At 26.9% G+C, this 26,352-nt stretch carries 23 protein-coding genes; 1 reads left to right on the top strand and 22 read right to left on the bottom strand.

Going from position 1 to position 26,352, the window contains the following annotated elements:
- Nucleotides 1–101: 101 nt before the first annotated feature.
- The 16 genes from AC07E4_RS01255 to AC07E4_RS01180 all read right to left on the bottom strand — a co-directional run bounded on the left by AC07E4_RS01255 (nt 102) and on the right by AC07E4_RS01180 (nt 17,472).
- Nucleotides 102–368, bottom strand: a complete 267-nt coding sequence (locus AC07E4_RS01255) for a GNAT family N-acetyltransferase (RefSeq protein WP_051540224.1) — start codon at nt 366–368, stop codon at nt 102–104.
- 59 nt (nt 369–427) lie between these two features.
- On the bottom strand, nt 428–1,033 hold the full coding sequence (locus tag AC07E4_RS01250) for a histidine phosphatase family protein (protein WP_478215551.1): 606 nt from the start codon (nt 1,031–1,033) through the stop codon (nt 428–430).
- Nucleotides 1,034–1,271: 238 nt separating this feature from the next.
- Complete coding sequence (locus tag AC07E4_RS01245) at nt 1,272–1,814, bottom strand: HAD-IIIA family hydrolase (protein ID WP_478215550.1); 543 nt, start codon at nt 1,812–1,814, stop codon at nt 1,272–1,274.
- Nucleotides 1,815–2,244: 430 nt separating this feature from the next.
- Entirely contained in the window at nt 2,245–3,243 is a 999-nt protein-coding gene (locus AC07E4_RS01240; RefSeq protein ID WP_478215549.1) for a GNAT family N-acetyltransferase, read from the bottom strand.
- A gap of 146 nt (nt 3,244–3,389) precedes the next feature.
- A complete protein-coding gene (locus AC07E4_RS01235) occupies nt 3,390–4,655 on the bottom strand; it encodes an alpha/beta hydrolase (RefSeq protein ID WP_478215548.1) in 1,266 nt (421 codons plus the stop codon).
- Between the two features lie 83 nt (nt 4,656–4,738).
- The gene (locus tag AC07E4_RS01230; protein ID WP_478215547.1) at nt 4,739–7,165 is read right to left on the bottom strand and encodes a PEP/pyruvate-binding domain-containing protein; all 2,427 of its coding nucleotides are present in this window, start codon (nt 7,163–7,165) and stop codon (nt 4,739–4,741) included.
- A gap of 306 nt (nt 7,166–7,471) precedes the next feature.
- A complete protein-coding gene (locus tag AC07E4_RS01225) occupies nt 7,472–8,110 on the bottom strand; it encodes a plasmid pRiA4b ORF-3 family protein (RefSeq protein WP_430830608.1) in 639 nt (212 codons plus the stop codon).
- Between the two features lie 243 nt (nt 8,111–8,353).
- Complete coding sequence (locus AC07E4_RS01220) at nt 8,354–9,223, bottom strand: alpha/beta hydrolase (protein ID WP_478215546.1); 870 nt, start codon at nt 9,221–9,223, stop codon at nt 8,354–8,356.
- A 121-nt stretch (nt 9,224–9,344) separates the two neighbouring features.
- Nucleotides 9,345–10,226 (bottom strand): alpha/beta hydrolase, encoded by an 882-nt coding sequence (locus tag AC07E4_RS01215; protein WP_478215545.1) that lies wholly within the window; start codon nt 10,224–10,226, stop codon nt 9,345–9,347.
- A gap of 18 nt (nt 10,227–10,244) precedes the next feature.
- A complete protein-coding gene (locus tag AC07E4_RS01210; RefSeq protein ID WP_040328010.1) occupies nt 10,245–11,024 on the bottom strand; it encodes a carbon-nitrogen hydrolase family protein in 780 nt (259 codons plus the stop codon).
- A 172-nt stretch (nt 11,025–11,196) separates the two neighbouring features.
- On the bottom strand, nt 11,197–13,623 hold the full coding sequence (locus AC07E4_RS01205) for an ABC transporter permease (protein ID WP_478215544.1): 2,427 nt from the start codon (nt 13,621–13,623) through the stop codon (nt 11,197–11,199).
- Nucleotides 13,616–14,296 (bottom strand): ABC transporter ATP-binding protein, encoded by a 681-nt coding sequence (locus tag AC07E4_RS01200; RefSeq protein WP_040328014.1) that lies wholly within the window; start codon nt 14,294–14,296, stop codon nt 13,616–13,618. The genes AC07E4_RS01205 and AC07E4_RS01200 overlap by 8 nt, the downstream gene beginning before the upstream one ends.
- Nucleotides 14,297–14,410: 114 nt before the next feature.
- Nucleotides 14,411–15,256, bottom strand: coding sequence for a sensor histidine kinase (locus tag AC07E4_RS01195; protein WP_430830614.1), 846 nt, complete (start codon nt 15,254–15,256; stop codon nt 14,411–14,413).
- Nucleotides 15,257–15,934: a response regulator transcription factor gene (locus tag AC07E4_RS01190; RefSeq protein WP_478215543.1), complete on the bottom strand. Its 678-nt coding sequence runs from the start codon at nt 15,932–15,934 to the stop codon at nt 15,257–15,259.
- 283 nt (nt 15,935–16,217) lie between these two features.
- A complete protein-coding gene (locus AC07E4_RS01185) occupies nt 16,218–16,745 on the bottom strand; it encodes a YbjQ family protein (protein WP_478215542.1) in 528 nt (175 codons plus the stop codon).
- A 289-nt stretch (nt 16,746–17,034) separates the two neighbouring features.
- Nucleotides 17,035–17,472 (bottom strand): ACT domain-containing protein, encoded by a 438-nt coding sequence (locus AC07E4_RS01180; RefSeq protein WP_040328016.1) that lies wholly within the window; start codon nt 17,470–17,472, stop codon nt 17,035–17,037.
- A 415-nt stretch (nt 17,473–17,887) separates the two neighbouring features.
- On the opposite strand from AC07E4_RS01180, the gene AC07E4_RS01175 reads away from it, so the two are divergent.
- Nucleotides 17,888–19,069 carry a dicarboxylate/amino acid:cation symporter gene (locus tag AC07E4_RS01175; RefSeq protein WP_478215541.1) on the top strand — a complete coding sequence of 394 codons (1,182 nt, stop codon included), beginning with the start codon at nt 17,888–17,890 and terminating at the stop codon, nt 19,067–19,069.
- A 261-nt stretch (nt 19,070–19,330) separates the two neighbouring features.
- Here AC07E4_RS01175 and AC07E4_RS01170 read toward each other — a convergent pair whose 3' ends face one another.
- The 6 genes from AC07E4_RS01170 to AC07E4_RS01145 form a co-directional block, all read right to left on the bottom strand.
- On the bottom strand, nt 19,331–20,455 hold the full coding sequence (locus AC07E4_RS01170; protein ID WP_040328018.1) for a radical SAM protein: 1,125 nt from the start codon (nt 20,453–20,455) through the stop codon (nt 19,331–19,333).
- Nucleotides 20,456–20,848: 393 nt separating this feature from the next.
- Nucleotides 20,849–21,025, bottom strand: coding sequence for a hypothetical protein (locus AC07E4_RS01165; RefSeq protein WP_478215540.1), 177 nt, complete (start codon nt 21,023–21,025; stop codon nt 20,849–20,851).
- Nucleotides 21,026–21,057: 32 nt separating this feature from the next.
- Nucleotides 21,058–21,627 (bottom strand): RpnC/YadD family protein, encoded by a 570-nt coding sequence (locus AC07E4_RS01160; protein ID WP_478215539.1) that lies wholly within the window; start codon nt 21,625–21,627, stop codon nt 21,058–21,060.
- Nucleotides 21,628–21,939: 312 nt separating this feature from the next.
- Nucleotides 21,940–23,595, bottom strand: a complete 1,656-nt coding sequence (locus tag AC07E4_RS01155) for an ATP-binding cassette domain-containing protein (protein WP_478215538.1) — start codon at nt 23,593–23,595, stop codon at nt 21,940–21,942.
- Between the two features lie 125 nt (nt 23,596–23,720).
- The gene (locus AC07E4_RS01150; RefSeq protein ID WP_478215537.1) at nt 23,721–25,295 is read right to left on the bottom strand and encodes an ATP-binding cassette domain-containing protein; all 1,575 of its coding nucleotides are present in this window, start codon (nt 25,293–25,295) and stop codon (nt 23,721–23,723) included.
- Nucleotides 25,296–25,441: 146 nt separating this feature from the next.
- A complete protein-coding gene (locus AC07E4_RS01145; protein WP_478215536.1) occupies nt 25,442–26,203 on the bottom strand; it encodes a GNAT family N-acetyltransferase in 762 nt (253 codons plus the stop codon).
- Between the last annotated feature and the right edge of the window lie 149 nt (nt 26,204–26,352).

Below are 26,352 nucleotides of genomic sequence, written 5' to 3'. Positions count from 1 at the left end.
TAATATATACAAAATACATACGATAAAAATAGTCAGCAACTTTGTTTTAATATTGTTGCCATCAAAAACAAAATTACTAACTATCATTAATAATTATTTTATTACTTTTTCCACTCTTGTCTTAGTAAACCATATATATACTCATCTACAAATTTTCCTTTTTTATAAACCTGTTCTCTTATTACACCTTCTCTTACAAATCCAAGACTTTCAAACAATTTTATAAATCGTTCATTAAATGAATACATCTCTACACCTATTCTATTCATATTCTTATATATATTATTAAAACACTTCTGTATTAAATTTAAGCAATTTTCTGTTTTATCAAATCCAAAATTAATTATATTTAATAAAATCCTTACCAATTCCTTTTGCTCATCTTGTAATTAATAAACATTTATTCTTATAATAATTCATGATGGCTTTATTTCAAAAAATCATTATAATTTTCTATTTCAAATTCTAATTTTTCTTCACAATTTAATTTGTAGATTGCAACATTTGAAGTTTTAAATGGTTTATTTTTGTTGGTCCATTCAATACCTTTTACAATGTGACATATTATATTTATTACACCACCATGAGTTACAATTAAAATATTTTCGCTTGAATATTTGTATTTACATATCACATCATCAAACCATTTCTTTACTCTATTATAAAAATCATCTGGACTTTCACCATTAGGATATTTCTCATTCATTTTTAAAGTATTAAAAAACAATCCAGGATATTTCACTAATGCTTCTTTATTCAACATTCCCCCTAAATCTCCATTATTCATCTCTCTCAATTCTTTATCAATTTCAATTTTTATATCTATATTTTTAGCTACTTCATTTGCTGTAGATAAAGCTCTTTGTAAATCACTTGAAATAATTTTTGTTATTTTAAACTCTTCCTGCTTTAAATAGAGAAACTCAGCAAGTTTTTTAGCTTGTTCTTTACCTTCTTCTATCAAATCTACTTCACTCCATCCACCTCTATATCTATCATCATCTTTAGCATGTCTAACTAAATAAATATTCATTTTAAATTACCCCCTAATTTTAACTATTATCTATATTTGCATTGTCATTCAATGTATTAATAAATCTTATTTTTTACTACTAAATTCTTTAAATTTATAATAGTAAAACTATCTTTTATATTTGTAATTCCCATAACTATATTTTTCATATATATTTTTTACTGATTTGCATATTCAATCTTTTTATTTATTTTGTATGTATCATACATTTTTTAATTTTATTTCGTATTATTAATTTTTAACTTTCATAATGTTCCACAATCCACTTTGATGCTTCAAGAAGATTATCTGCAATATAGTCTGGTTCAACATTTTCCCATGTATTTCTGTATTCATTTAAAGAATTTTCTCCCCAACCTGTTTTAACAAGAATCTTAACACAATTAAATTTATCTGCTAATATCATATCAACACTACCTACATCTCCAATTACTATACAATCTTCTAAATCAAGCTTGTATTTATTGGCGGCTTCAATCAATAATCCTCCATTAGGTTTTCTACAATTGCAATTTTCATTTTCTCCATGAGGACAAATGAATGCATCATCAAATCCATATTCATCAAATTGCTGCATAAATTCTTCTAGTTTAACTTCATCTCTTGATATCCTATGTTGATTTGTTAAAGCAAAAATCTTAAAGCCTTTAGCTTTTAATAAATTTAAAGCTATTGCAGAAAATGGATATAATTGAAATTCTTTAGGATGTATAAAGTTTCCTGTACCGCCTATAGTTCCATCTCTATCTATAAATATAGCCTGTACTTTTTTAAAATCCATTTATATTCACTCCTCAATACTAAACATAATTGACAGCCCATTATCTTTACCATATTTTTGAGCAAATCTTACTCTTTTATTTTATATAAAATTGTGGAAAAATTAAAATATCATTATTTAAAACAGTATAATCTTCCATTGGATTTTCTATAATATCATAATCATGTATAAACTTTTATCTACATTTTTCAATAAAATTAATAATTTAGAAATACTATAGATTATAAAATAACTTTTTAGTAATCCATTCATTCAGCATTTCTCATTTTAATATATAATATAGTTAACCCTACTATGCTTAAAAAATTTTAAAACTTGAATTATACTATATTTGAAATGAATATATTTATAGCTAAAAAATGATTTTAAATTCAAGCTTGTTTTACTATAATTTTTAAAACTAATAAAGGTTATCTATAGCAGATATAATTTATAGTTTTTTCTTTAAAAAATACTGTACTATACCATTAGGATAGTCATCAATCTTTCCAAAAACTTCATAGCCACATGCTTTATAAAACTCTGGAGCCTGATAACTAAGGCTACATGTATGAGAAAAAATACAGCCATTATCTTTTGCTATTTTTTCTGCTTTTGATATAAGCTCTTTTCCTAATCCCTTGCCTCTATAGTCTTTATCTATCCACATTACTTCTATATAAATACAGAAATTAAATGTGTCGCACAATATAGCACCAATAGTTTTATTACCATCTTTTAAATATATATTCACATCAATAGCTGGTTTTTTTAACAACCCATTAGTTCCTTTAATATTATGCTCAAAAATTCCTTTTAAAACCACATTAAGATCTTCTTCAGTGTGAGAGTTAATCATTGATATACCTTCAACCAACTTATCATTAAAGGCATATCCACCCTTTTCATAGCTACGAGAATTTAAACTATCCTTTAACTGCTCTATAAGACTATCAATATTCCAGCTAAATATATCAACAAGTACCTCTTTTTCTTTTACATTTTTTATAACCTGATTGAGTACTTCTCCTCCAAGATATCTATAAAATTTATTTGATTTACTATTATGAAAACTGCTAATTATTAATTTGTCTACTCCATAATCTTGAAATTCACTTATAATTGTTCTTATTAATTTTAAACCCAATGCCATTCCACGATATTCTTTTTTAACATACAAATAATTTAATTCAACACAACTTTCTGCATATTCCTTTTTAGTTATACTACCACCTACATAACCTAAAAATTTATCTCCATCAAATGCACCATATACACGTCTAATATCCTGGCACTTCTTATCATTTATCCAATCTAATAGAAATGTAAACTCTTTTTCTATCTTCATAGAATCATAGGGAATAATACCCTCAAAATCATCATTCCAACATTTGTATTTTAATTCTACCGCCATTAGTAATTCTTTATGTGTCAACTCACGTATTATCATACCTTCACCCCATTACAATCTAATAAGTAAATAATCTCCTTTAAATCAATATATTCACAACTTAAAAATAGTTTTAAATTCCAGCTTGAAACCCTATATTGTTATCTAAGTAAGAATATACTTCTGTATATTTATTATTTTCTTAATCATTTCTGATGTCCAATAAGTGAAATTAACCCGCTAGCAAGTTTCTCACCCCAACTCAGATAGTCATGCCCACTTTTAAAAAATTCAAAATCAACATGATATCCTAGTGATTCTAATGTTTCCTTAACATTCAGCGAATTATTAATCATTGCTTTTTTATTTTCAAGAACACCTATATTCATGTAAAACTTAAGTGGTAGTTTGGGACTTAATTTTATTTGTTCACTCATCCAACAATCAAGTTCATTATCTCTCTTTTTAGATTCTACTTGATATTTATTTTTTTCATTTGTATTTACACGCTTGTACCAAAATGAACCTGATTGACAAAGTACATTTCCAAATACATCAGAATGTTTCAATCCCATATATGTAGCTGTTAATCCACCGAGACTTAATCCACTAATTATTGCCTTTTTAGGATCATCTGATAAATTATATTTTTTTCTTAGCCAAGGAATCATTTCATTTGCTACAGAGTTGCAGAATAAATCATTGCAAGATAACTCCTCAGATCTTTTATCTGTTGAATCAATAAAAATTGCTACAATAGGTGGGATTTTTTTATCGTAAATCAAATTATTCAAAACTTGTTCTGCTTTAAGAACATTTATATAATCATGTCCATCTGTTAATGTAATAAAACCATAAGGTGATGAATTATTGCTATAATTAAAAGGTGTATAAACATTTATAACTCTAGGCTCTATAAAATATGAACTTTCAAATTCATGTTTTATTATAGTTCCTTTTGGAATATTATTTCTTTTTTCAATCCAAAAATTTTTATCTGATTTAGGCATGTTAACATATGGTATTTCAACCTTGCAACTACCTGGTCTATTGAAAATTAATTTATTTTTGTTAAACCTATCTGCTCTCATATTCTTACATCGTTCCTCACAGCATGTAAGTAGTGAGTCATTAGGAAACAAATTATAGGAAAATTTTACGTCACTTCTAATTTTATAAGTTCCATACCATAAATTTGTATCATTAATACGCTCAAGAAGATGTTCTTCAACATTCTCATCAGTTAAAGCTGGTAGTATTGGTGTCATTATTAGCACATTGTCAGTGGGTTCTTCAGCAAAATAAAATATTGTAACTAATGAATTGTCTGGTTCATCATGTATTGATTCAATAATTGGAGTTCCTTTTTCCTTTAAAAACTCAAGGAATTCATTTAATGTTTTTTCTTTGTCATTTTGAATATTCAATTTTAATCTTTTAATTAATTCCGTTTCCAGATTATATTTGCTCATAGCTTGTATACTCACCTTCCTTAAATTAAGTAATTATATATTTATGAATGAGATGTTTTATGTTATTTGAAATACATTTTAATTTATTTTTTATAAACAACTTCACCTTTCAATCCATCAATTTCAACTTCATCTCCATTGGATAAAAGAGTACAAGCATCCTTTACATTGTAAATACATGGAATATTTAATTCTCTTAATATAATTCCTAAATGTTCAAAAGGAGATCCTTGCTCAACTATTATACCTATTGTTTTATCTAATACTGGAATAACATCTCCACAACGTGTATATGGTATTACTAATATGCGCTCTTCATTAATGAAATCTGGAATACCTACATGCACTTTTCCTTTAACTTTCTTTTTAAGACCAGATATTCCAGTTAATCTTATATAATCGTCACTTTTACATCCAGTGCTATTATCATCTTTAAATATTGATTCTGCCTCTTCAGTTGGCTCTATGCCAATATATTCAGGTGGAATTAATTTCTCTTGCTTTTCATATTCTTCTTTTCTTTCTTTAATTACCGGAAAAAGATTTGAATTATTAGTTAATCCCTCTATGATTTCATCGACAGTTAAAAAATATATATCTCCCTTTTTAGGTATATTATTGTTATTTTCTAATATTGTTGATGCATAATTTAATGCTAGACTTAAATATGCATTTGATTTACGTTCAAAGTAGTAATGATGATTATCTCTTGCTACATAAGCTTTTTCTGCTAATTTAAGTTTACTTAAAAATTCCTCTCTCTGATTTTCACCAACTTTTTCTAAAAATAAGTTTTTAATAAAGTATTTATTCTTTTCACTTTTCTTAATAGACTCCAAATACACATTTGAATCTATTCCAATAAATCCTCTTATATATCTTAGAATTGTTGATGGTTTCTCTAATATAGTTGGCTCTATCTTTGTACTTATTAAATTACAATCTAGCTGTGAAATTCCATATTCCTTTACATACTCATCTATCAATGATAAAATTTCCCTTGCCTCTGGAATAAGTTTTAAATGATTAAATATAATCTCATCATATTTAATTTCATCAAACATTTTTTTAATATTCGGATTATCATTAATCATTGAAGCTATTGATACATAATATTCTCTTTCCTTACTCAAAAGGCTTTTATTAAATACTAAATCATATAAATCTTGTTGACTTAAATCATTAATGATTCCTTTGCAATATGTTTCAAACTCTTTTATATATTCACATGCATATGCAGCTTTTAAATGATTTTCACTAGTAAACTCCATATAATCTAAACTTTTCTTTAAAAATTCACTTATTTTAGTAGGTACACTTTTATCTTTTATATATAAGTCTAATTCATTAGTAAGTTTAATTAATTCAGGTAAGAATTTATCTTGGAAAATATCCTTACCAGCTTTAACTAATTCGTTCACTTCATATTTAAAAATATTTCTCTGATTTTCATGATCATTCATTTCTTTATTCCTATAATATGAATAACCATTTTGTACAATAACATCAATATATGCAAATTTATCACCTACGGAGTAAGCCCCTTTATTTAAAGCACATAACTCCCTCTTATCTATATCAGCTATTAGCTTAAAAAGTGGTTTGTCATTTTCACAATACCAAGTATATCTTTTATCATCTGAATTGCTCCAATTTACAAAAAAATCATTCTCCCTAAAAGTGGTAATAGGTCTTGTTTGAAGAATATAAATTTCATCATCTTTCATAGTCCATTCAATATCTACTTTTTCTTTTATAAGTTTCTCTATACTCATTGTAATTTCAAATAAATTCTTAATATGTTTTTGAGAAAATATCTTATGTTCATCTTGAATATTCTCTTCTATTATTGATCCATCTTTTTTCCTTATAGAAAAAAGACTTGATTTGGTTTTTCCACTAACAAGTTCATCACAAAAACCATTTACTACATTGATGTGCATAACATTCTCATCCATATAAATAGTATCTGCTGAAAAGTTCACGCCTGAATAATCGCCAACTATAAATTCTTGAATAATTACTCCCATTTTTAGAGAATTTACATCAAAACCATTATCTGAAATATAAGCTATTACCTTATCACTAAAAGCAGAAGCATAGCATTTTTTTATACATGTTATAACTTCATGGAATGAACTTAAGTTTATAAAAGAACTAAACATTCCTGCCATGCTACTTACCATATTATCCTCACATAAAGCTGAAGATCTCACTATATATCTGTTGCCTAATTGACTTTTATCAAATACTTCTTTTAATTTTTGCTCTAAAAATTCAGGAAATTCACCATTAATAATCTCACTACATATTTTTTCATTTCTAGATAAGCAATCATCAATAGTAAACTCTATATTGTTATATTCCATATATTTAATAAATACTTCATTAGATATAGCAAATCCATTTGGAACTCTAATGCCATTAAACATAAGTTGACCTAAAATACTAGCTTTAGAACCATACTTTTCTGCATCATTAGATGATAATTGATTTATCTCTTTAAACATTTTTTACCTCCATCTATGATAGTTATACTTCATTTTCTATATTTATCTACATTATACTTCTATTTATTTACTATTTTTGTCATATAACAACTCTCACTTGTTAATGTTTTTTTAATTTCATTCCATATTATTAATTTATTGTTCATTTTTTACAAACATATATATTTAAAATCAATATATATAAATAAGCTAGACTTTAGAACTATTTTTAAACTATAAATATATCTATCATAACTTTTCATTGTTACTTCCTAATTAGTTTTAAATAAATAAAACAACCTTGATTTCTCAAGATTGTAAATTCAATTATTTCTTTATTCTTTTTAATTTTAATTGTTTTGCCATTATAGCATTAACATACACAATATCAAAGTCATCTTCATACCCTTGGCTCTCTGCCCATTCTTTTAAATTTTCATATTCTGGATTATTTTTATCATTCATTACATCTAAAAATTCCATGTATCCTAATATTCCACCTACATCTTCTGGTGGGCACCCCCCATCAGCATCTACACATGTTGGATAACCATATTGATAATCGTCTATTACCTTTTCTAATGTTATATCATGCTTCCAATAATCTCCGAAATCATATATGTATTCAATACTTTGCTCTTCTTTTAAGTACTTATCTATTTTAACCTTACTACTTAGCATTGGTTTTACTTTTAAAGTATTAGCTATAAATCCATGTGGATCATTTTTATTTGTTAATTTCATCTTAGAGTAAAATTCATATTCAGCAATTCTTTCTTCATCACCAGTAATTATAATATTTTCTTCCCTTATATTAAAATCATATAAATGATAATTTTTCCATCCCATTGAAAATTGAATTACATCATGTAGTCTTTTAAATGTAATATCTGCTGGAACTATTACTTTTCTCCATATTAATGGAGAACTACCTACAAGTGTTATTTTTATTTGATATGCTTTCATATAAAATCATCCTTTTCTAGTTTAAATTATTATTAATATTTTTTATAGAATATGCAATGTTTCTAATCTATTACATGTATCAGTATTTTTAAAATTCCAATAATCCATAAATTTTATAATTCTTTTATAACCTAATTATAAGGTTTCAAATTCAAATTTTAAATAACACATTTATCAATTGAAAAACTTTTTTCTTTCATCAAGCAACAGGAATTATTTAAATTAGTATTTCTTTAAAATATATTATATTAAATTCTTTAAATTATTAATTATTATGTCTGGTCTATCCAAATAAATTTCATGATCACTACCTTTAGCAATTATCAGCCTCCCTTTATCTGAAAGTTTAGACAATTCAATTTGTAGTTTAAGCCACTCATCTTCATATAAAATCGCTTCTTTCTCTGGAATATCATATTTCACCCATTCTCTTTCACTAACTTTATTATCTCTTGCTATTACTATAAGTGGTATATTTGGAAATTTCGAAATACTTTTTATTTCCTTACTATCTATATCCCAATTTTGAAATTCATCTGCTATAGTCTTGTGAAGTCTGGAACTTGTGAAAAATTCTTCTACCAACTTCATATCTGAATCACTTATACGATTTTCATAAGCCGAAATTATCTCTCTATTCTGCAGCTTTAATTCTTCTTTTGATTTTTTTGAACAATTAGTATTACTCTCCACCATTTTATCTATCGCTATTTGGGAATTCATAACAGGTGTATCAAGCATATACAGTTGTTTAAAATTGAAGGAAGTAGAGTCAATTAACATTATACCTTTCAATTTATGAGGATACATTTTTGCATAATTTTGTACACATAATCCTCCAAAAGAATGTCCCACTAAAATAAATTTATCTTTTATCCCTATATTATCCAAAAGACAATTTAGTTCTTCTGAAATATTCTTTGTTGTTCGAGATGTTTTTGGATCTTGGCTTTTTCCATAGCCACATCTATGATATAAAACAATAGTAAAGTCTTCTTTTAACTTTTCTACAATAGGATACCAGTCATAGAATGAGCTTCCTATCCCCGTTTCTATAACAACTAAGGTTTTATCTTTACCAACTATTTTATACTCCAAATTTAATTCATTCATATCTCTCTTTCCTCCTTATTAAAATACTTTTATATGTTCAAATTTAGAATAATAGATTTATCAATTGAAATATTTTTTCCTTTTTCTTTCAATATCATCATTTCCATTTGATATACTATACTTATTTCATCCATTCCATTACTTCTTCTGCTACAAAAAATGGATTGTCCCAATGGATTAAATGTGTTGCCTCTACTTTTTTTACTAAACAGTTCACATTTTTTTCAAATTCCTCAACCAATATGTTTCTAATTTCAGCCCAGGATTCAGGAAGTGTTGCTTGTATTAGCAATATTGGTGTTTCTAATTTCTTATATATTTCATTAGTAGGAAAGTTATACATAGATTTAATAGCACCTCTTGCAGTATCTCCACAAGCACAAAATATGATAGTTCCATCCTCTTCTTCTCTCATTAAATCCTTTGAAGCTTTTTCTAATAACTCTGACCATCTTAAGTAATTGCTCCTCTCACCTTCTAGAAAGTCATTCCAATTGGAAAATACATAGCCATTAAAATCTTCTTCATATGATTTTATTTCTTCTTCCAAAGAGCAATCAGGTTTAAAATTTAAATTTTCTTCATCAACCTTTTTAAAATAATCATATATTCTTTGCTTTTGATGATATCCTCCATCTAATAATAATATCTTCTTAACTTTTTTAGGATACTTTGCTGCATAATGAAGTGCGATACAGCCGCCCCAAGAATGTGCCAATATATAAAAATTGTCTTTATTTAATAATTTAATTACATCTGACACCCATTTTATTAGATTTGGTATTCCATAGTCTTCATCATTTTCAAATGCTGGTGTTCTTCCATGTCCAGGTAAATCAATTGATATAATATGATATTTATCTTTTAAAAGTTCTCCTATCTCAAGGAAACTTAAATTAGTGCTACCTAATCCATGAAAACAAATAATTGTAGGATTATCATCACTTCCCCACTTACAAACTCGTACATCCATATTTTCATTATTTATAAAAAACTGTTCCAATTATTTTCATCCCCTATTTTAATTTTTATCACTAACTAATTTTACAATATCATTTCTACATTGACTTATATACCAATTAGAAACCTTAGTAGTTTCAATTTCGCATTTTATAAAGCAACGTTTATTCGACACAACTTCTTGGATTATTTCTCCACTCGGATCAATTATCATAGTAGGACAATGTTGCTTTATATCTGCATTATTACAACTTATTAAGAATCTTTGATTTTCTGCTGCTCTACTAATAAGATGGCTTTTCCAAACTGGAAGTCCTTTTCCCTGTACAGCATTTGTTAAATACACAAACACTTCTGCATCATTTAGTGCTAGCCACCTCCATTGCTCCGGAAATCTAATCTCTCTACACATTTGTATACCTAACTTTAAAGTTTCTTGCCCTATTTTAAGTTTACAAATATCTAGTTTATCTCCTTCACTTAAATATCCTCTTTCATGAAATGCTAAATTTAACTTTCTATATATAAAATCTGGATTATTGTATGAATAACATACAGCTGCATTATACCAAGCACCTTCTTCAAGAATACAAGTACCGAATACTAAATGTATTTCTCTCTTTACTACATCTTCTTTTAATAATTTCATTGCATTTTTAAGTTCTTCAACATCAATATCATTTAAAAAGCTAATATCATCACTATAACCTGACAATGCCCCTTCAGGTAAAACTACTAAGTCATCCTTTTTAGCATTTTCCAATAGAGAATTTATTTCCTTCAAGTTTTCACTTATATTAAATGTTATTGGAAACTGCATAGCAATTACTGAAACCCTCACAATAACACCACCTTAACCATTTTAGTTGTCACCTTCTACTTAATTCTACAAACTTATTTTAATACCTCTTTATATATGTATAACCCTAACATTTAGGAGTTTTAATCATATATAAAAGATCACAGTTAAATCTGTGATCTTAAAATTAAACTTTACTATTTATTCTTTAAATTTACTCCACATCTCTTAGTCTCTCTACCAAAGGTTTTTTATTAATTATTTTCCCAATAGTAAAAGATAAGACTATTGGAACAACAAAAACAAAAATACTATATAATCTAAAATAACCAATTGGAAATTGATATTCCATATATTTTAATCCATTCATTCCCATAATCTTAACCATAATATAACCAGCTAAAGTTCCAAACAGAACTGTACTTGCAAAGTTGATAACTGCAAAGTATAAACCTTCCCCTAAAATCATAGTTATAATTTGCTTTTTACTTGCACCTATTGCACCAAGACAAGCAAATTCTCGTTTTCGTGCCATAACATTTGATATAAGTGTATTTAGTAAATTTATCATACTAAAAGCAATTACAAATAAAGCTCCTCCCATAAAGCTAGTATACATCATATTGAATTGCTCCTTATGATGCTCTAATGAATCTTTAAGTGTAGATAAAGTAATAAGCGGATTACTCTCTGTTAATGTAACAATCTCTTTTTCAATCTCATCTCCACTTTTCAAATAATCTGTGGAGGATACTATAATTCTAGTATTGAGATTAAATCCTGGTTCCATCATTTTTGTAAGCAAGTCCTCAGGCATCATAAACCAACCTGCATTATATGAAATCTTAAACATATCAGAGTTCTTATACAATTTGCTGCTGTTTTCCAATATTCCTGTAACAGTAAAAACATCTTCCACATACTTTTCACCGTTATACCATTTTAAAGTTACAGTATCTCCAAGCTCAAATTCCCATCCAAAAATCTCTTTGGCAATTTCGTTATGAGCTATAATAATCTCCTTATTTTTAACCATATCATTGTAGTTGATGCTACTTCCTTTTAAATATTCATTAATAAGTTCAGTATCTTCTTTTTTGAAAGGTGCTGCAATATCTTTTTCTGTTACATCATTATATGTGTAAGTCACTGATAAATTTTGCATAGGAATAACTTCTTTCACATCTTTAATATTATTTAGTTTATCTACAAGCTCGTAACTCAAAGGATTATCTTTCTTTATACCTGTTTCACCATACTCATTCACTTGTACAGCATTTGGTGATAGATTAATTTCATATTCTCCAAATTCAAACCAAGATTGTCTTGCAAACTTTTCTTCATTGACAGAACTTACAAAAGTACTTGCACACATAAATACAACACCTGCTAAGCAAAGGGAAATCATAGTCATTGTTGATTTTTTGCGATTTCCTCTTGCAGCAATCATACTTAGTGATAATGGTGAAAGTTTTCTTTTCAATTTCCTTGTTTGAATCTTTTCATTTTTTTCTTCATATCCACTAACTTTACTTGCTTCAATAGGTGAGATACTTGCTGCAAGTTTTGCAGGCTTTGCAATAGCTATTTGTACTGTAATATAATTTGCAAGTAAAATAGCAAAGCTATAAATTAGAAACCAAATCAAATTAAAACCTTTTGGTTTCATAGTAAATGCAAAAGTTGCACCAATAGTAATTCCGATAATGCTACCAATGAGTGAAAGCGTAGTGCCTTCTTTTCTTACCATTCTTTTTACCTGTTTTTGAGTCATACCAATTGTTCTAAGCTGACCAAACTGCCTTGTTCTTTCGGATATAGATATATAAAATATGCTATAAACAACTAATATACTAACAAGTAAAATAACACTTGAAATTAAAGTAATCATAGTAAGTTCTCTAAAACTATAAGAAAGACTTTTTACAAATGCGTTATTTTCATTAATATTTTTTCGTTCTATACCAGAATCAGCACCAATTTTACGAATTAAAGTTAAAAATTCTTCACTACTCATTTTCTCTGCATCTACTATTTGTGCAGAAATATCAAATGGAATAGCTTTTAATTGACTCCCATTTATTGCATATTCTTTTGACAAATATAAAGGGAATACATCTGTAGTTCCTTCACTTTTTGTTAAGCCTGACACTGTAAATTCTTCTGTATTACCATCTAAAAACGAAATGGAAATAGTTTCACCAACTCTTGGTTCAACCCCCATTTTAACAAGCATTTCTTCATAAACCAAAACTTCATTGATTTCTTTAGGATATTTACCCTGAATTATATTTAGATTTAACATAGATGATTCATTTTGCTCCATATAATATGGAAGCATAATATAGTCATCTACCTCAAAACTTTTTCCTCTTTTAAACTCTTTACTAGATAAAATTTCTTCATTTTGTCTTATGCTTTTTATTTGATTATATGATACTTCATGATAAATAACATGTTGTCTTGATATTAAATCCTTACGATTTGTTTCCTGTATTGCACTTGAAAAAAATGCAAGACCTGAAATAAGAGTAACTGATAATATAATAGCTATTAATGTAAATATATTACGCATTTTATATTCTTTCAAACTATTTTTTGCAAGAAAATTTATTGTTTTTTTATTCTTTACTTTAAACATTGCTACTACCACCTACAATTTGTCCATCCTCAATATGTATAATTCTGTCTGCAAGCTGAGCAATCTCTTCATTATGCGTAATCATAACAATAGTTTGTTTAAATTTTTCACTTGTAACTTTTAACAAACTTAATACATCCTGACTTGTTTTACTATCAAGATTTCCTGTTGGCTCATCTGCAAGAATAATTGCTGGCTTAGATGCTAATGCTCTTGCAATTGCAACACGCTGTTGCTGTCCACCAGATAAATTATTGGGCATATTTTTTAGTTTACTTTCCAGGCCTAATATATTAATAATTCTATCTATATATTTCTTATCAGGAGTATTTCCATCAAGTCCAATTGGCAAAACAATATTTTCATAAACATTAAGTGTTGGTACTAGGTTATAGTTTTGAAACACAAATCCAATTTTGCGTCGACGAAAAATAGTAAGCTCTTCATCTTTTAAACTAAAGATATTTTTACCATCTACAATAACATCGCCACTTGTAGGACGATCAAGTCCACCAAGCATATGCAAAAGTGTAGATTTTCCACTACCTGATGTACCTACAATAGAAATAAATTCACCATTTTCTATACTTAAGTTAACACCATCTAATGCATGAACTGCAGTTTCACCACTACCATATATTTTCTTTAAATTCTTTGTTTCAAGAATAATCATAATTAAAATCCTCCATAAAAAAATCTGTATCATATTACTATAATACAGATTATAAACTATAAATCTTTCTACAATATTTCCTTATTCAATGAATTCTTACAGTTTTGAAAGATTTTAGCCTTCCATTGGTAGAAACATAGAAAATGTAGAGCCTTTTTGGGGTTTTGACTGAACTTTAATATATCCACCTTGACTTGCAACTATTTCTCTTGCCAAATAAAGCCCTATCCCAACACCCTCTTCATCGTTTACTAAATGCCCACGATAAAATCGAGAAAAAACTTTTACTGTTTCATCTTCAGTCATACCAATTCCTGTATCTGTAATATCTATACGACAGAAAAGCTGATAAGCTGTTGTAGATATTGAAACATTCCCTCCACAGGGAGTATACTTAATAGCATTATCTATAATATTATATAGTGCTTCTGCTGTCCATTTAAGATCAAACATTGCATAGATTTCTTTTTTTTCAACCGTCAATTCAATATTTTTAGCTTCAGCCTTTGTATTTGCTTGTTTTATTGCATTATCTAGAAGTTTCTCTATACTATTAAGCTTTGGAGACACAGAAATCACTCCTGTTTCCAATCGAGAAGTTTTTACTAGAGAAGAAATCAAAAAATTCAGCTTTTCAGACTGCTCCATAAGTAAATGTACACATTTTCGTTCTTGCTCAGATAAATCACTTTCTGCTAACAATTGTGTATACAATAAAATGTTTGCAAGAGGTGTTTTAGTCTGATGAGAAATATCTGAAATAAGTTCATTTATTTTTGCTTTTTCTTCTGCAATCTGATCTTTAGTAGTACTGTTCATTGTAAGAAAATGAGCTAATTTTGTTTCTAATGATGACATCTTAGTTTCATCAAAACTACTTTCTATTGGTTTTCCATCTATAGCATTATCTATCATTTCATTTAAACGATCCATAACTTTATTTACTTTAAATATATTCATCTACTTCACCGCCCACAAATAACCAATTCCATAGACAGTTTTGATATATTGTGGTTTTGTAGGAGTATCTTCAAGCTTATCACGAAGCCTTTTGATGGTAACCGAAAGAGCATTTTCATCTACATATTCTGCACCATCTGTCCAGATACGATCTATCAAAATACTACGCTCTAAAGTAACAGTTTTATTCTCTACAAGCATTCTTAAAAGCTTTTGTTCTGTCTTGCTAAGCTCAATTAAAGTATCATTTTTGAAAAACTCCATTTTATCAAAATCAAATATAAATCCATCTTGCTTAAAATAATTTGATTTTACGAAGCTCTGCTTTCTTAGCTGTGTATTTACCCTAGCACGAAGTATAGCAAGACTAAATGGTTTTGTAATATAATCATCTGCACCCATTTCTAGTCCTGTAACTATATCAGTTTCCATATCATTTGCTGTTAACATAATTACAGGCATAGGATATTCCTTTTTAACTTCACAAAGTAAATCAAGCCCATTTCCATCTGGCAAATTTATATCTAAAATCAATAAATCAAAGTCGCCTTTTGATAGATTTTGTTTTGCAGATGCAATATCATAACATTGTAAAATATCAACCTCTGGATTCTTTAAAGCTAGTGTAATTCCGTTAGATAATGCTTTATCGTCTTCAACTATAATAATATTTTTCAACTGTAAGACTCCTTTATTTAAATAATCTTTATATTTTAAATCTATTTTTACATTCTAACACATATATATTCAAATATTAAAAACATCAGTAGTATTCAATATGGTATTATATATACTTTTCACCATTTCATCAACACTAAGTATTTATTAAGTTTTTACATGACAATCACCAAATTATGTAAATATAATTTTACATAATTTAGCCATATATAAAAGCCCACAGTTAAAACCTGTGAGCTTAAAAATTAACCTTTATTATATATTTTAAAGATATTCCATATTGTTAAATACTTTTCTCTATAAATACAGATGTTCCATTAGCAAAAACTCCAATCATATTATTTATTAATGTTACAAAATCAAAATCAACACCAATAATAGCATTCCCACCTTGCTTAATTGATGATTCAATTAATTTATTCATAGCAGCTTTCTTTGCTGTCTGTACCTTATTAGCCATAGCATTTGATTCTGTACCAAATATATCATTAACTGCCGCAGAAAATTCGCTAAAAAAACCAGTACCTAATACAACTTGACCACTAACAATACCTTTGTATTCACTGATTTTATATCCTTCAAAATTAAAACCAGTTGTAAGTAAATGTTGTTTGATTTTTTCTTTTAATTCTTTTTCTTTTCTCGCAATTTCAATTTTTTCCTTTTCTTTTTCTATTTCCTTTAGCCTATTAATTTCATTCTTTGAAAGTTCATTAATATTATCTTCTAATTTGCTCCCACATTGAAAACACATTTTTATACAAATCATCTCTTCTGTCAATTCTTTCCCACACGTAGGACATTTATCCATCTAACCTGCCTCCTATTTTAGAAATCATAATGATATTATATATTTCTAAACTTTATCTTATTTTAATTATATACATTTTAACCAATATATTCTATATTCTAATGTATATTTTATTCATTACACTCTATCTATATAAGTTTAAATATATTTTCTATATATTCTTATTCTTAATTTTACCTACATTTAGTAATTGATAATTTTGAGTATGAACTTTTAACCACATATAATTTATAAAAACTTTAGAGTTAATAGGATATTGTTAGATATTAAGTTGCATTTTTACTAATTATTATTCAATAGCTATTAAAGTTATTTTTATAACTTTAATTAATGATTTAATTTCAGCTATCAGCTCTTCGATACTGCTTTCAAGATTTAATATATCCAAAGTTATTGTTATGTTAGCTGCATTATTTATAGGAATATCTTGATTTATTGTTATTATATTACCCTTAAACTTTGCTATTACCTCAAGTATCTCAGATAAGGTTCCATATTCATGACTTGCTAATATTGAAATTGTAGCTTTTTGTCCCTTAACATCTTCTGTCATCAAAAAAACCTTGTCTCTATATTTATAATATGCACTTCTACTAATACCTACCACCTTAACTCCTTCTGTTATATCCTTAACATATCCCTTATACAATAATTGTTTAACCTTAACAACTTTATTAAATATATCTGGCAATACCTCACCATCTACAATAAAATAATTATTTTCCATAATGTTTTCCCCCTTACTATTTAATTATAATTTTTAAAATGCCTAATTTTTTAATATAAATTCAATTAAATTTTTCAACAATACAATAAACTATAAATTTTGTTAATCCATCAAATTTTGAACTTACGTCTTATTTGTACTCTTCATAAATACAATCTCCCATTTTTGTGTTTTAGCTTAATTTTTATTAAAGCTATATCCATGATTATTAGTCTTATTTTTTTAATTAACAAAAATAAAGATGTAATTCTAAGAATTTTAGTTATTTCTTTATTATAACTAAACATTTCAAAAAACTTAATAAAAAAACATTTTTTTCTTATTTTACTTTGCTATAATACTAACTACATTAACAAGAATACTCTTAATTTATTAAATTATTATAATTAAACTATAAAAGGAGGATAATTAATTTATGAAAAAATTAGGACTTATACCAAAACTTATAATTGCAATAGTACTTGGAATTATTTTTGGATCATTCTTTCCAAGAATAGTAGTGGAGATTCTTGCTACCTTTAACTCCATATTTGGAAATTTCTTAAATTTCGTTATACCACTTATAATCATTGGATTTATAGTTGCTGGAATAGCTGAGTTAGGTGCAAGTGCTGGAAAAATGCTTGGCATAACTACTTTGTTTGCATACCTATCTACACTTATAGCTGGATTTTTTGCTTTTTTTGTATCATCAAAAATATTTCCTTTATTTATAGCTACTACAAAAACTATATCAAATGCAGTCAATCCAGAAGAACATTTACTTCAACCACTTTTTAAAATTGAAATGACACCTTTAATGCCTGTTACAACAGCTTTAATATTAGCATTTCTCCTTGGCTTAGGTATTGCTGCAATTAAAGGAAAAACTTTATTAAATGCATCTATAGAATTTCAACATATAGTCAAGAAAACAATAGAAAAAGCTCTAATTCCATTGTTACCAATTCATATAATGGGTATTTTTGCAAATATGACTTATGCAGGAGAAGTACGTAAAATATTATCTGTTTTTTGGAAAGTATTCTTAATTGTACTTGCAATGCATATCTTGATGATAACATTCCAATTTGCAGTAGCTTGCTTTGTTGGAAAGAAAAATCTTATATCTTGCTTAAAAAATCAAATTCCTGGCTATTTAACTGCAATAGGTACTCAATCATCAGCTGCTACCATTCCAGTAAACTTAGAATGTGCTGAAAAAAACAAGGTATCTAGAGGGGTTAGGGAATTTGTAGTTCCTCTTTGTGCAACTATCCACTTATCAGGAAGTACAATTACTTTAACATCATGTGCCATAGCTATTATGCTATTAAATGGTATGCCATTATCATTTGGACAATTTGCTGGCTTTATAGCTATGTTAGGAGTTACAATGGTTGCTGCTCCAGGCGTTCCAGGTGGTGCTGTAATGGCAGCACTAGGAGTACTACAAACAAATCTTGGCTTTAGCGAAGCTCAACTTTCTTTAATGATTGCTTTATATATTGCACAAGATAGTTTTGGAACTGCTTGTAATATATCTGGCGATAATGCCATTGCAATATTAGTTGATGCTTTTAAAGATAAATTTAAACATAAAAATGCTAGTTACTAAAGATACATCTGCAAATGTATCTTAATTAGATAAATTTTAAATTCAGTAGCAATACTGTTTGTGACATTACTTTAAACCCATAATGAAAAATGATTAGGTTTTGCGCACCTAATCATTTTTTGTTTCCTATGTATTCAATTATTTAAAATCTAATGGAATATTTGTTTATTATTAATATCTATATGATAATCTACATAAATAAAAAGTGAGTATTATCAAAAATACTTTAATAATACTCACTTTTATTTGCATAAATATAAACTAGAAAAGTAATTCTCCTGGTTTATATCCTTCTGGTAATTCTTCTTCAGTTAAGAATTTAAAATTGTCATCACGTAATATTGGTAAAAATGCTTCATATGGTGTTTTAGCAAACTCACATCCATAGCTGCTTGCTCCAAACCACTTTCCTTCTTTGCTACTTAAATTTAAATCTCTAGCAAATTTTGTGTTATTAGAACAATCATGAACTGCTAAATCCCAATTTTCTTCATCTGCTATTTTCATGAATTTTAAAGTTAATTCTCTACTCCAAATTGGAGATATATAGCCATGTCTAGATACATACATGTTTTCTCCATAGTAATTATCTATGTTGTTTTCATTTAAATGTAATTCTGCACAGTTTATAAAATCTAATTTTGTATCTAATATTGCTTGTTTTTTCTTAAAGAATCCTTCAAAAAACTCAGGAGTCATTGGAGTTTCAATACCTACATTTTTAATGTATTTTTTTGCTATTCCTATATTTTCAATAACTTTATCTGAACAATTAGATGCTCCTAAATTGAAACGTATTTCATCAAGTCCAGCTTCTGCTAATGCTTTTAATGTTTCTTCTGTAGCTAAAAGCCCATTTGTATATAAATGTTGATGAATTTTCGCATCACTAAATTTCTTTATAACAGAATAGTATTTTTCAATTTCCATAAATGGCTCTAAGTAAACATATGAAATACCTGTAGGTTTATTATGTATAGAAAGAAGTAAATCAATATCCTTTTCATAGAATTTTGTTCCGCCAATTTCCCACATACCTTCACCAATTGGTGGAATATCTCCTAGTTCTCCGTAATTGTAACAGAACTTACATTGTATGTTACATTTATTTGTTTTTCTAATTGCACTTAAACCAGTTCCTAATAAACAAGAACGACATCCTTTTGGATACTTGCTTTCATTTCCCACAAATAAACTTCTATTCTCTATATTTTTTAATCCTTTAATTTCTGACATTAACATATCGTTTCTATGATCAATTGCTTCTTCAATTTGCGCAAAAGTAGCATAAATAATTTCTTGTTGTTTTGTCATAACTTCCTCTTCTTCTGGCAACATTGCAAAAAACTCAAACCATGACAAAGCATCCTTCTTTGAAATCTTCATAATATATCCTCCTCTAATTAATCTTCATAAAGATTAAATTCAAATCTTCTTTTTGTATTTTTAACATATTCTTCTAAAGGTAAACACACAACTTGTACCTAATACCTTTCGGCATAGTAAAACCCTAGAATGTTTCTAAATACACCCAAGGGTCTCAAATCATTTTAAGTTTAAACTTTTATATTAATTTTTATTTTTCTTAAGTAATAATTATATAAAATATAATTTAAAATCCGAGTTTGTTTCTCTATAGATGATACATTATTTTAGTTATTGTTTCAAGTTTTTTCTGCTGTAACATACATCAATCCCCTACATTACACTTGTCTATCTCTTATAGTTTATATATGTAACTTTTATCTTTTCCTCTACTACCTTTAATAAAAAGGCAGGTTAATTACCTGCCTCGGTTTTTTTTCTTATTTTTTTAACTTCATTTATATCTAATCCCACTTTTAAAGATATAGTTTCATCATCTAAAATATCCAATAACTTTCTAGCTAACTCTAATTTTTCTTCTTCTCTTCCTTTTTGTGTGTAATATTTCTTTCTTATTTCATCTATTATCATTTTATATACTTAACCATCGCTAATATATATTTTTATAAATTTTTCTTTAGTTCCTTTAATTGTTCCTCTGTAAGTTTTGAATATTTGACTATTTTCTCTATTGGCTCTCCATCTTTTAGCATTTCTATTGCCATTTCTATTTTCCCTTTTTCTATCCCTTCTTCTCTTCCTTTTTGTGTATAATATTTTTTTCTTATTTCTTCTATTGTCATTTTATATACACCCCCACTTATTCTTTTATATTCATTATATTTTTCATCTAATTCTTCATCATTGATTAGAAACAAATATTCTAGAAAATCTACTAGTGCTTTTATTTGCTCATTATTTTTAACTTTATCATAATCCTTTAATTCTTCTGCTAAATTTATTTTTGCATTAAATATATCCTCATCTTCTGCACCTGTTTGAAGTAAGGTTTTCGCCATTTTAAAAACTAATTTTAATGGATTTTCTTCACTTATTTTATTTAATTCTAATGTTTCTATATCTATAGTTTTAAAGTTATATGTTAATATTTCTTTTTGTATTTCTAGTAATTCCTTATCTAAAGATTCTGTGCCTAATTCCCATGCTATCTTATCAAAGAGTTCTGGAAACAATAATTCTGTGATTTCTACCTCGAATGTTTCTAGTATATATTTCTATGCGGCATCAAAATCATGTTGTTTATTCAAATTTTTTCACGTCCTTTAAATTATTATATCCTAAAAAATATTTTTATAACAATATATAAATTAAAATTGAAAGTTTACTCTTCAATTCAAATAAATGCTTATATTTTTCACAAAAAAGAACCTTGACTTCTCAAGGTTCCTTCTATTTCATTTGTATAATTTTAAAGTTTCTCTTAATAACTTTTATAATAATTATTGTCATAACTATACTTGTATTAAGTAGATATTAATTTCAACTTAAGCTGTAACAATTTCTCCATTTGCTAAATTATTATACTCTGGAGTTTCACTTATTACACTGAATTCTCCATTTTTAATTACTTGTCCATTTTTCATGAGTATTATTTCCTCAAATCCTTCTAATTCTTCTTTTATATCATGAGTTACCATAATAATAGTTTTATCTTCAAGTTTCAGTAACTCATCCATAAGAATTTTAGAAAGTTTCTTATCAACTCCAGTAAAAGGTTCATCTAATAAAAGAATAGACGATTCTTGTATTAGTTTTCTAAAAATAGCAACAGTCTTCTTTTCTCCACCACTTAATTCATTACAGTTTTTACTTTTAGAAATCGTGTTGTATACATACTTATCTATACCGTTTTTTATTTTATCTATTCCTATCATTGAATATGAATCATACACAGTAATATTATTTTCAAATCCATCAGAAAAAATATATTCATTCTGATCTAAATATGCTAAAACATCACTTGTATCAATGTTACTTATATCCAATCCATCTATATAAATATTTCCTGATTCTATTTTATTAATACCTGCTAACCCTTTTAGTATAGTAGATTTTCCAGAACCGCTACTTCCAATAAGTGCATATTTTTTTCCCTTTTCAAACTTAAACGAGAAATCTTTTACTTCAAATTCATCAAATTTAATATTCATGTTTTTTATTTCTATATTTGATTTTAATTCTTTTATTTTCTCATACTGAGTTGTTCCTTCATAACTATCTAAAAGATTTATGAGCTTTTTCCTTACATCTTTTGATGCATTCAATCCATTTATAGCTTTCATTAACATTTGCATAGGTGGTATATATGAATATATATATCCTAGTGATGCTACTGCAGCTCCTATTGTAATTTTTCCTTCAATACAAAGATATGCTGCTAATAATATAGAAATAAAATTTATTAAATATGTTGAACCACCATTTACAACTATAGCAATTGATCTCATTCGTCCATATTTATATTCAATATCAGCCATTTCTCCTAGCTTCTTTTCATGTTCTAATTCTAGATGCTTTCTAGTTTTGTTATTAAACAATCTAATTCCCTGAAGTAAATCAGTAAATTTTAATGTATACAATTCTGTTTTCTTAAGTTCTTCATACTTTTGATCTGCTAATTTTTTTGAAGTGAACCTTGGAAAGATTGTTATACTTATTACTGATATCACGGAAAGTAATATTGCAATTCTCCAATCAAAGAATAGTATTATAGTAACGCTATAAATAATAATCATATTAACAGCCTTAATAATACTTACCATTCCTAAAAGATAATCTTCATCAATAGATGCTAAATCATTATTGAATATTGATATATACTCTGGAACTGATTTTTCTATAAATTTTTTATTATTATAAAATGTAATTGATCTAAATAAGTCTTTTTTTAATACTCTCCTAAACTCAATACTTCCTTTGCTTGTTATTAAATAATTAAAATAAGCTAATACTGCTATAATAATTAAACTGAACACATATAGAAATATATAATTTCCTATATGTAATTCACCCTTTCCTTCAATTGTATCAAATAAATTTTTCTGAATAACTGGCAAAAATGAAAGTATTATTACTAATAAAGCATCTATTATAATTTGAGATATAAGGTATTTTTTTACCTTCATTATATATTTCTTCATAGTACTCTTCCCCTTAAATTAAGCTTACATAAAAATATATTTGAGCTTTGAACCCTATATATAATTTGTTTTTTGAATTTTCTGTATTTATTTATTCTATTTTCTCCCACATTAAAGAATATTTTTTAGCTCAAAATTTTTCCTTTATCTAAAATTAGGACATCATCAAACTCATCTAAATTATCAACAAGTTTATGTGTTATCATTATAATTGTTTTATTGGTTTTTAATATATATTCTTTAAGAACATTCATATTCTGATTATCTACACCTGCAAACACCTCATCAAATATGCATATTTCTTTATCCTCAAGATAACTTCTAATAAACTTAATACATCCTTTTTGTCCACCGCTCAGTGTTGATGAATTAGGATTATTTTTAATTGGTTCAAGAAATTCTTCTTTTAGATAGCTGTTAACATCCTCTAATTTTTCATCAGAATATGAAGAAAAACATGTGACATTATTATAAAAATCATCTTCAAATATATGTTCTTCCTGACTAATATAACTAATAATTGGACTTATATCTATATCCTTTATATTAATTCCATCAATTAATATTTCACCTTCATCAATAAAATTCTCTTTAATCAATGCCTTCATCAAACTACTCTTTCCAGAACCACTACTACCTACTATTGCATATTTTTTTCCTTTACTAAAGTTATAAGATATATTTTCCATACAAAAATCATCATATTTTATACTTACATTTTTAAACTCAATTCCTTTATCAAATGAATTTTTCTCAACCAAACTTACTGGTTCAAAATTCATCATATCTCCTACTTTTCCTTTTATTCCTTTGCTTGATTTATATACATTTATAGCATAAATAAAAACTTCAACTGGCTCAGTAAATAAAGTTGTAAACCCAATAGATGCAACAGCTGTTCCAATTGTTATTTCTCCTCTATACATCATAATTGAAGCAATAATAATTACAATTCCATTAATTAGATATGTGGCAGTAGAATTCATTGCGTTTGCAATTGACTCCACATGTTTATATAAAAACTCTACTTTAGCATTATTTTTTATATTTTCATTAAAAACTTTATTAAAATTTTCTCTAGTATTGCTATTTATAAGTTTAAATCCATACATCAAATCTAGTATTTTTGAATTACATTTTCCAGTATCATCTAAATAATCTTTATTTCTCTTTGACAATTTTTCTTCAGTTATTTTAGGAAGAATAAAAGCTGAAAAAATTGCTAAAATTAAAACTACTATTGCCATTTTCCAGTTAACAAATACAAACATTATAACTCCATAAATAATAAACATATTAATTGACTTTATTATATCGACTACAGCGTTTAAATATGAATTAGCTAATACCTTTATGTCATTTCCTTGTATGGATATATACTCCCCTAACTGTTTTGAATGAAATCTTTCGCTACTATAACTCGTAATAATCGAAAAGAAATCTCTTCTCATTTCTTTTCCAACCATTACTCTACTTTTAATACTAAATATCATTGTTACATATGAAAAAAATATAATTGCGCCTATACATATAATTAAAGCTAATATGTAACTCCAAATTCCAACGCTTTCTCCTGCCCCTATTGAATCAAATAGTACTTTTTGAATATACATGAGCATAGAACTAGATGCAGTTACTAATCCATCAGCTACTATACTTATGATTAAACATATTCTTACACTTTTAAAGTATTTTCTCATAATCCCCTTCTCCTAGTTCATTATGTTTTATAACTATTTTTTAATATATTCTTGTTTTTAATCTGTGTTCTTCATAGTTAAAGCTTAAAATGTTCCCCTATTTCTAATTTTAACCTTATCTAGATAATTTCCACGGTAATATACATTTAAATTCCTCTTTCTTTTAAAATATTATCAAATTTTTTCTCTGATAATATTTCATGAGTAATAAAATCACCATTATATAACAAAGTAAAAGTTGTAAATGGTGTTGATGCATTCTGTGCTTGTTCTTTTGTGGTAATATGAATAGATTTGAACCTAACATTTCTCTCTTTTGCCATATTCTCAAGAATTGGAACGTACTTTGCAGTAAATGGACATTGACTTGTGTAATATAATGTAAATCCATCCCTACATACCTCTTTGGATATATCTTTTACTTGAGACTTAAAACATGGTTTTGGTGAGTCCTCATAAAATGGAAGATACATAAGTTCAAAATATGGATTTGCTGTGTCAGCTATCTTAAAACCTTTATATATTAAATATTTAGGATCTGAAAGAAATCCCTTTTTCTTTGTTGAAGATAAAACAACAAGCCCTTTCTTTCCCTTTTCTTTGCTATCTCTAATACATTCCTCCATAAGTAAATTAGAATATCCTTGACCCTTAAATTTTCCTGACACCCAAAGACAATTAATGTACATATATTCATTAGCATCTATTGGGGACCATGCATTTTCTACTGGAATATACTCTATAAAACATTTTCCACGAACACTACATTTCAAAAAAACAAGTCCTTCATCCAATCGCTCTTTCAACCACAACTTTTTTGACACAACCTGTACATCCTTGTTATTGGCAATAGCACAACAAATATGTTCCGTCTCAAGATTATCTTGTGTAAGCTTTATGAATTCCATATGTTCTTACCTCCTTTTTAAATTTAATTTCGCCTTATCCATATTGTAACTATATTTATAATAATTTACAATTAGAATTTTTAAATGAATATTAAAATTGAATTTCTAAGTATTGTTATTCTTAAATACCATTCTTGCCAAAATTTATT

The sequence above is a fragment of the Clostridium amazonense genome (genome assembly GCF_056431285.1).
The sequence above is the reverse complement of the archived record's forward strand: the minus strand, read 5'-3'. Positions and strand labels throughout refer to the sequence as shown.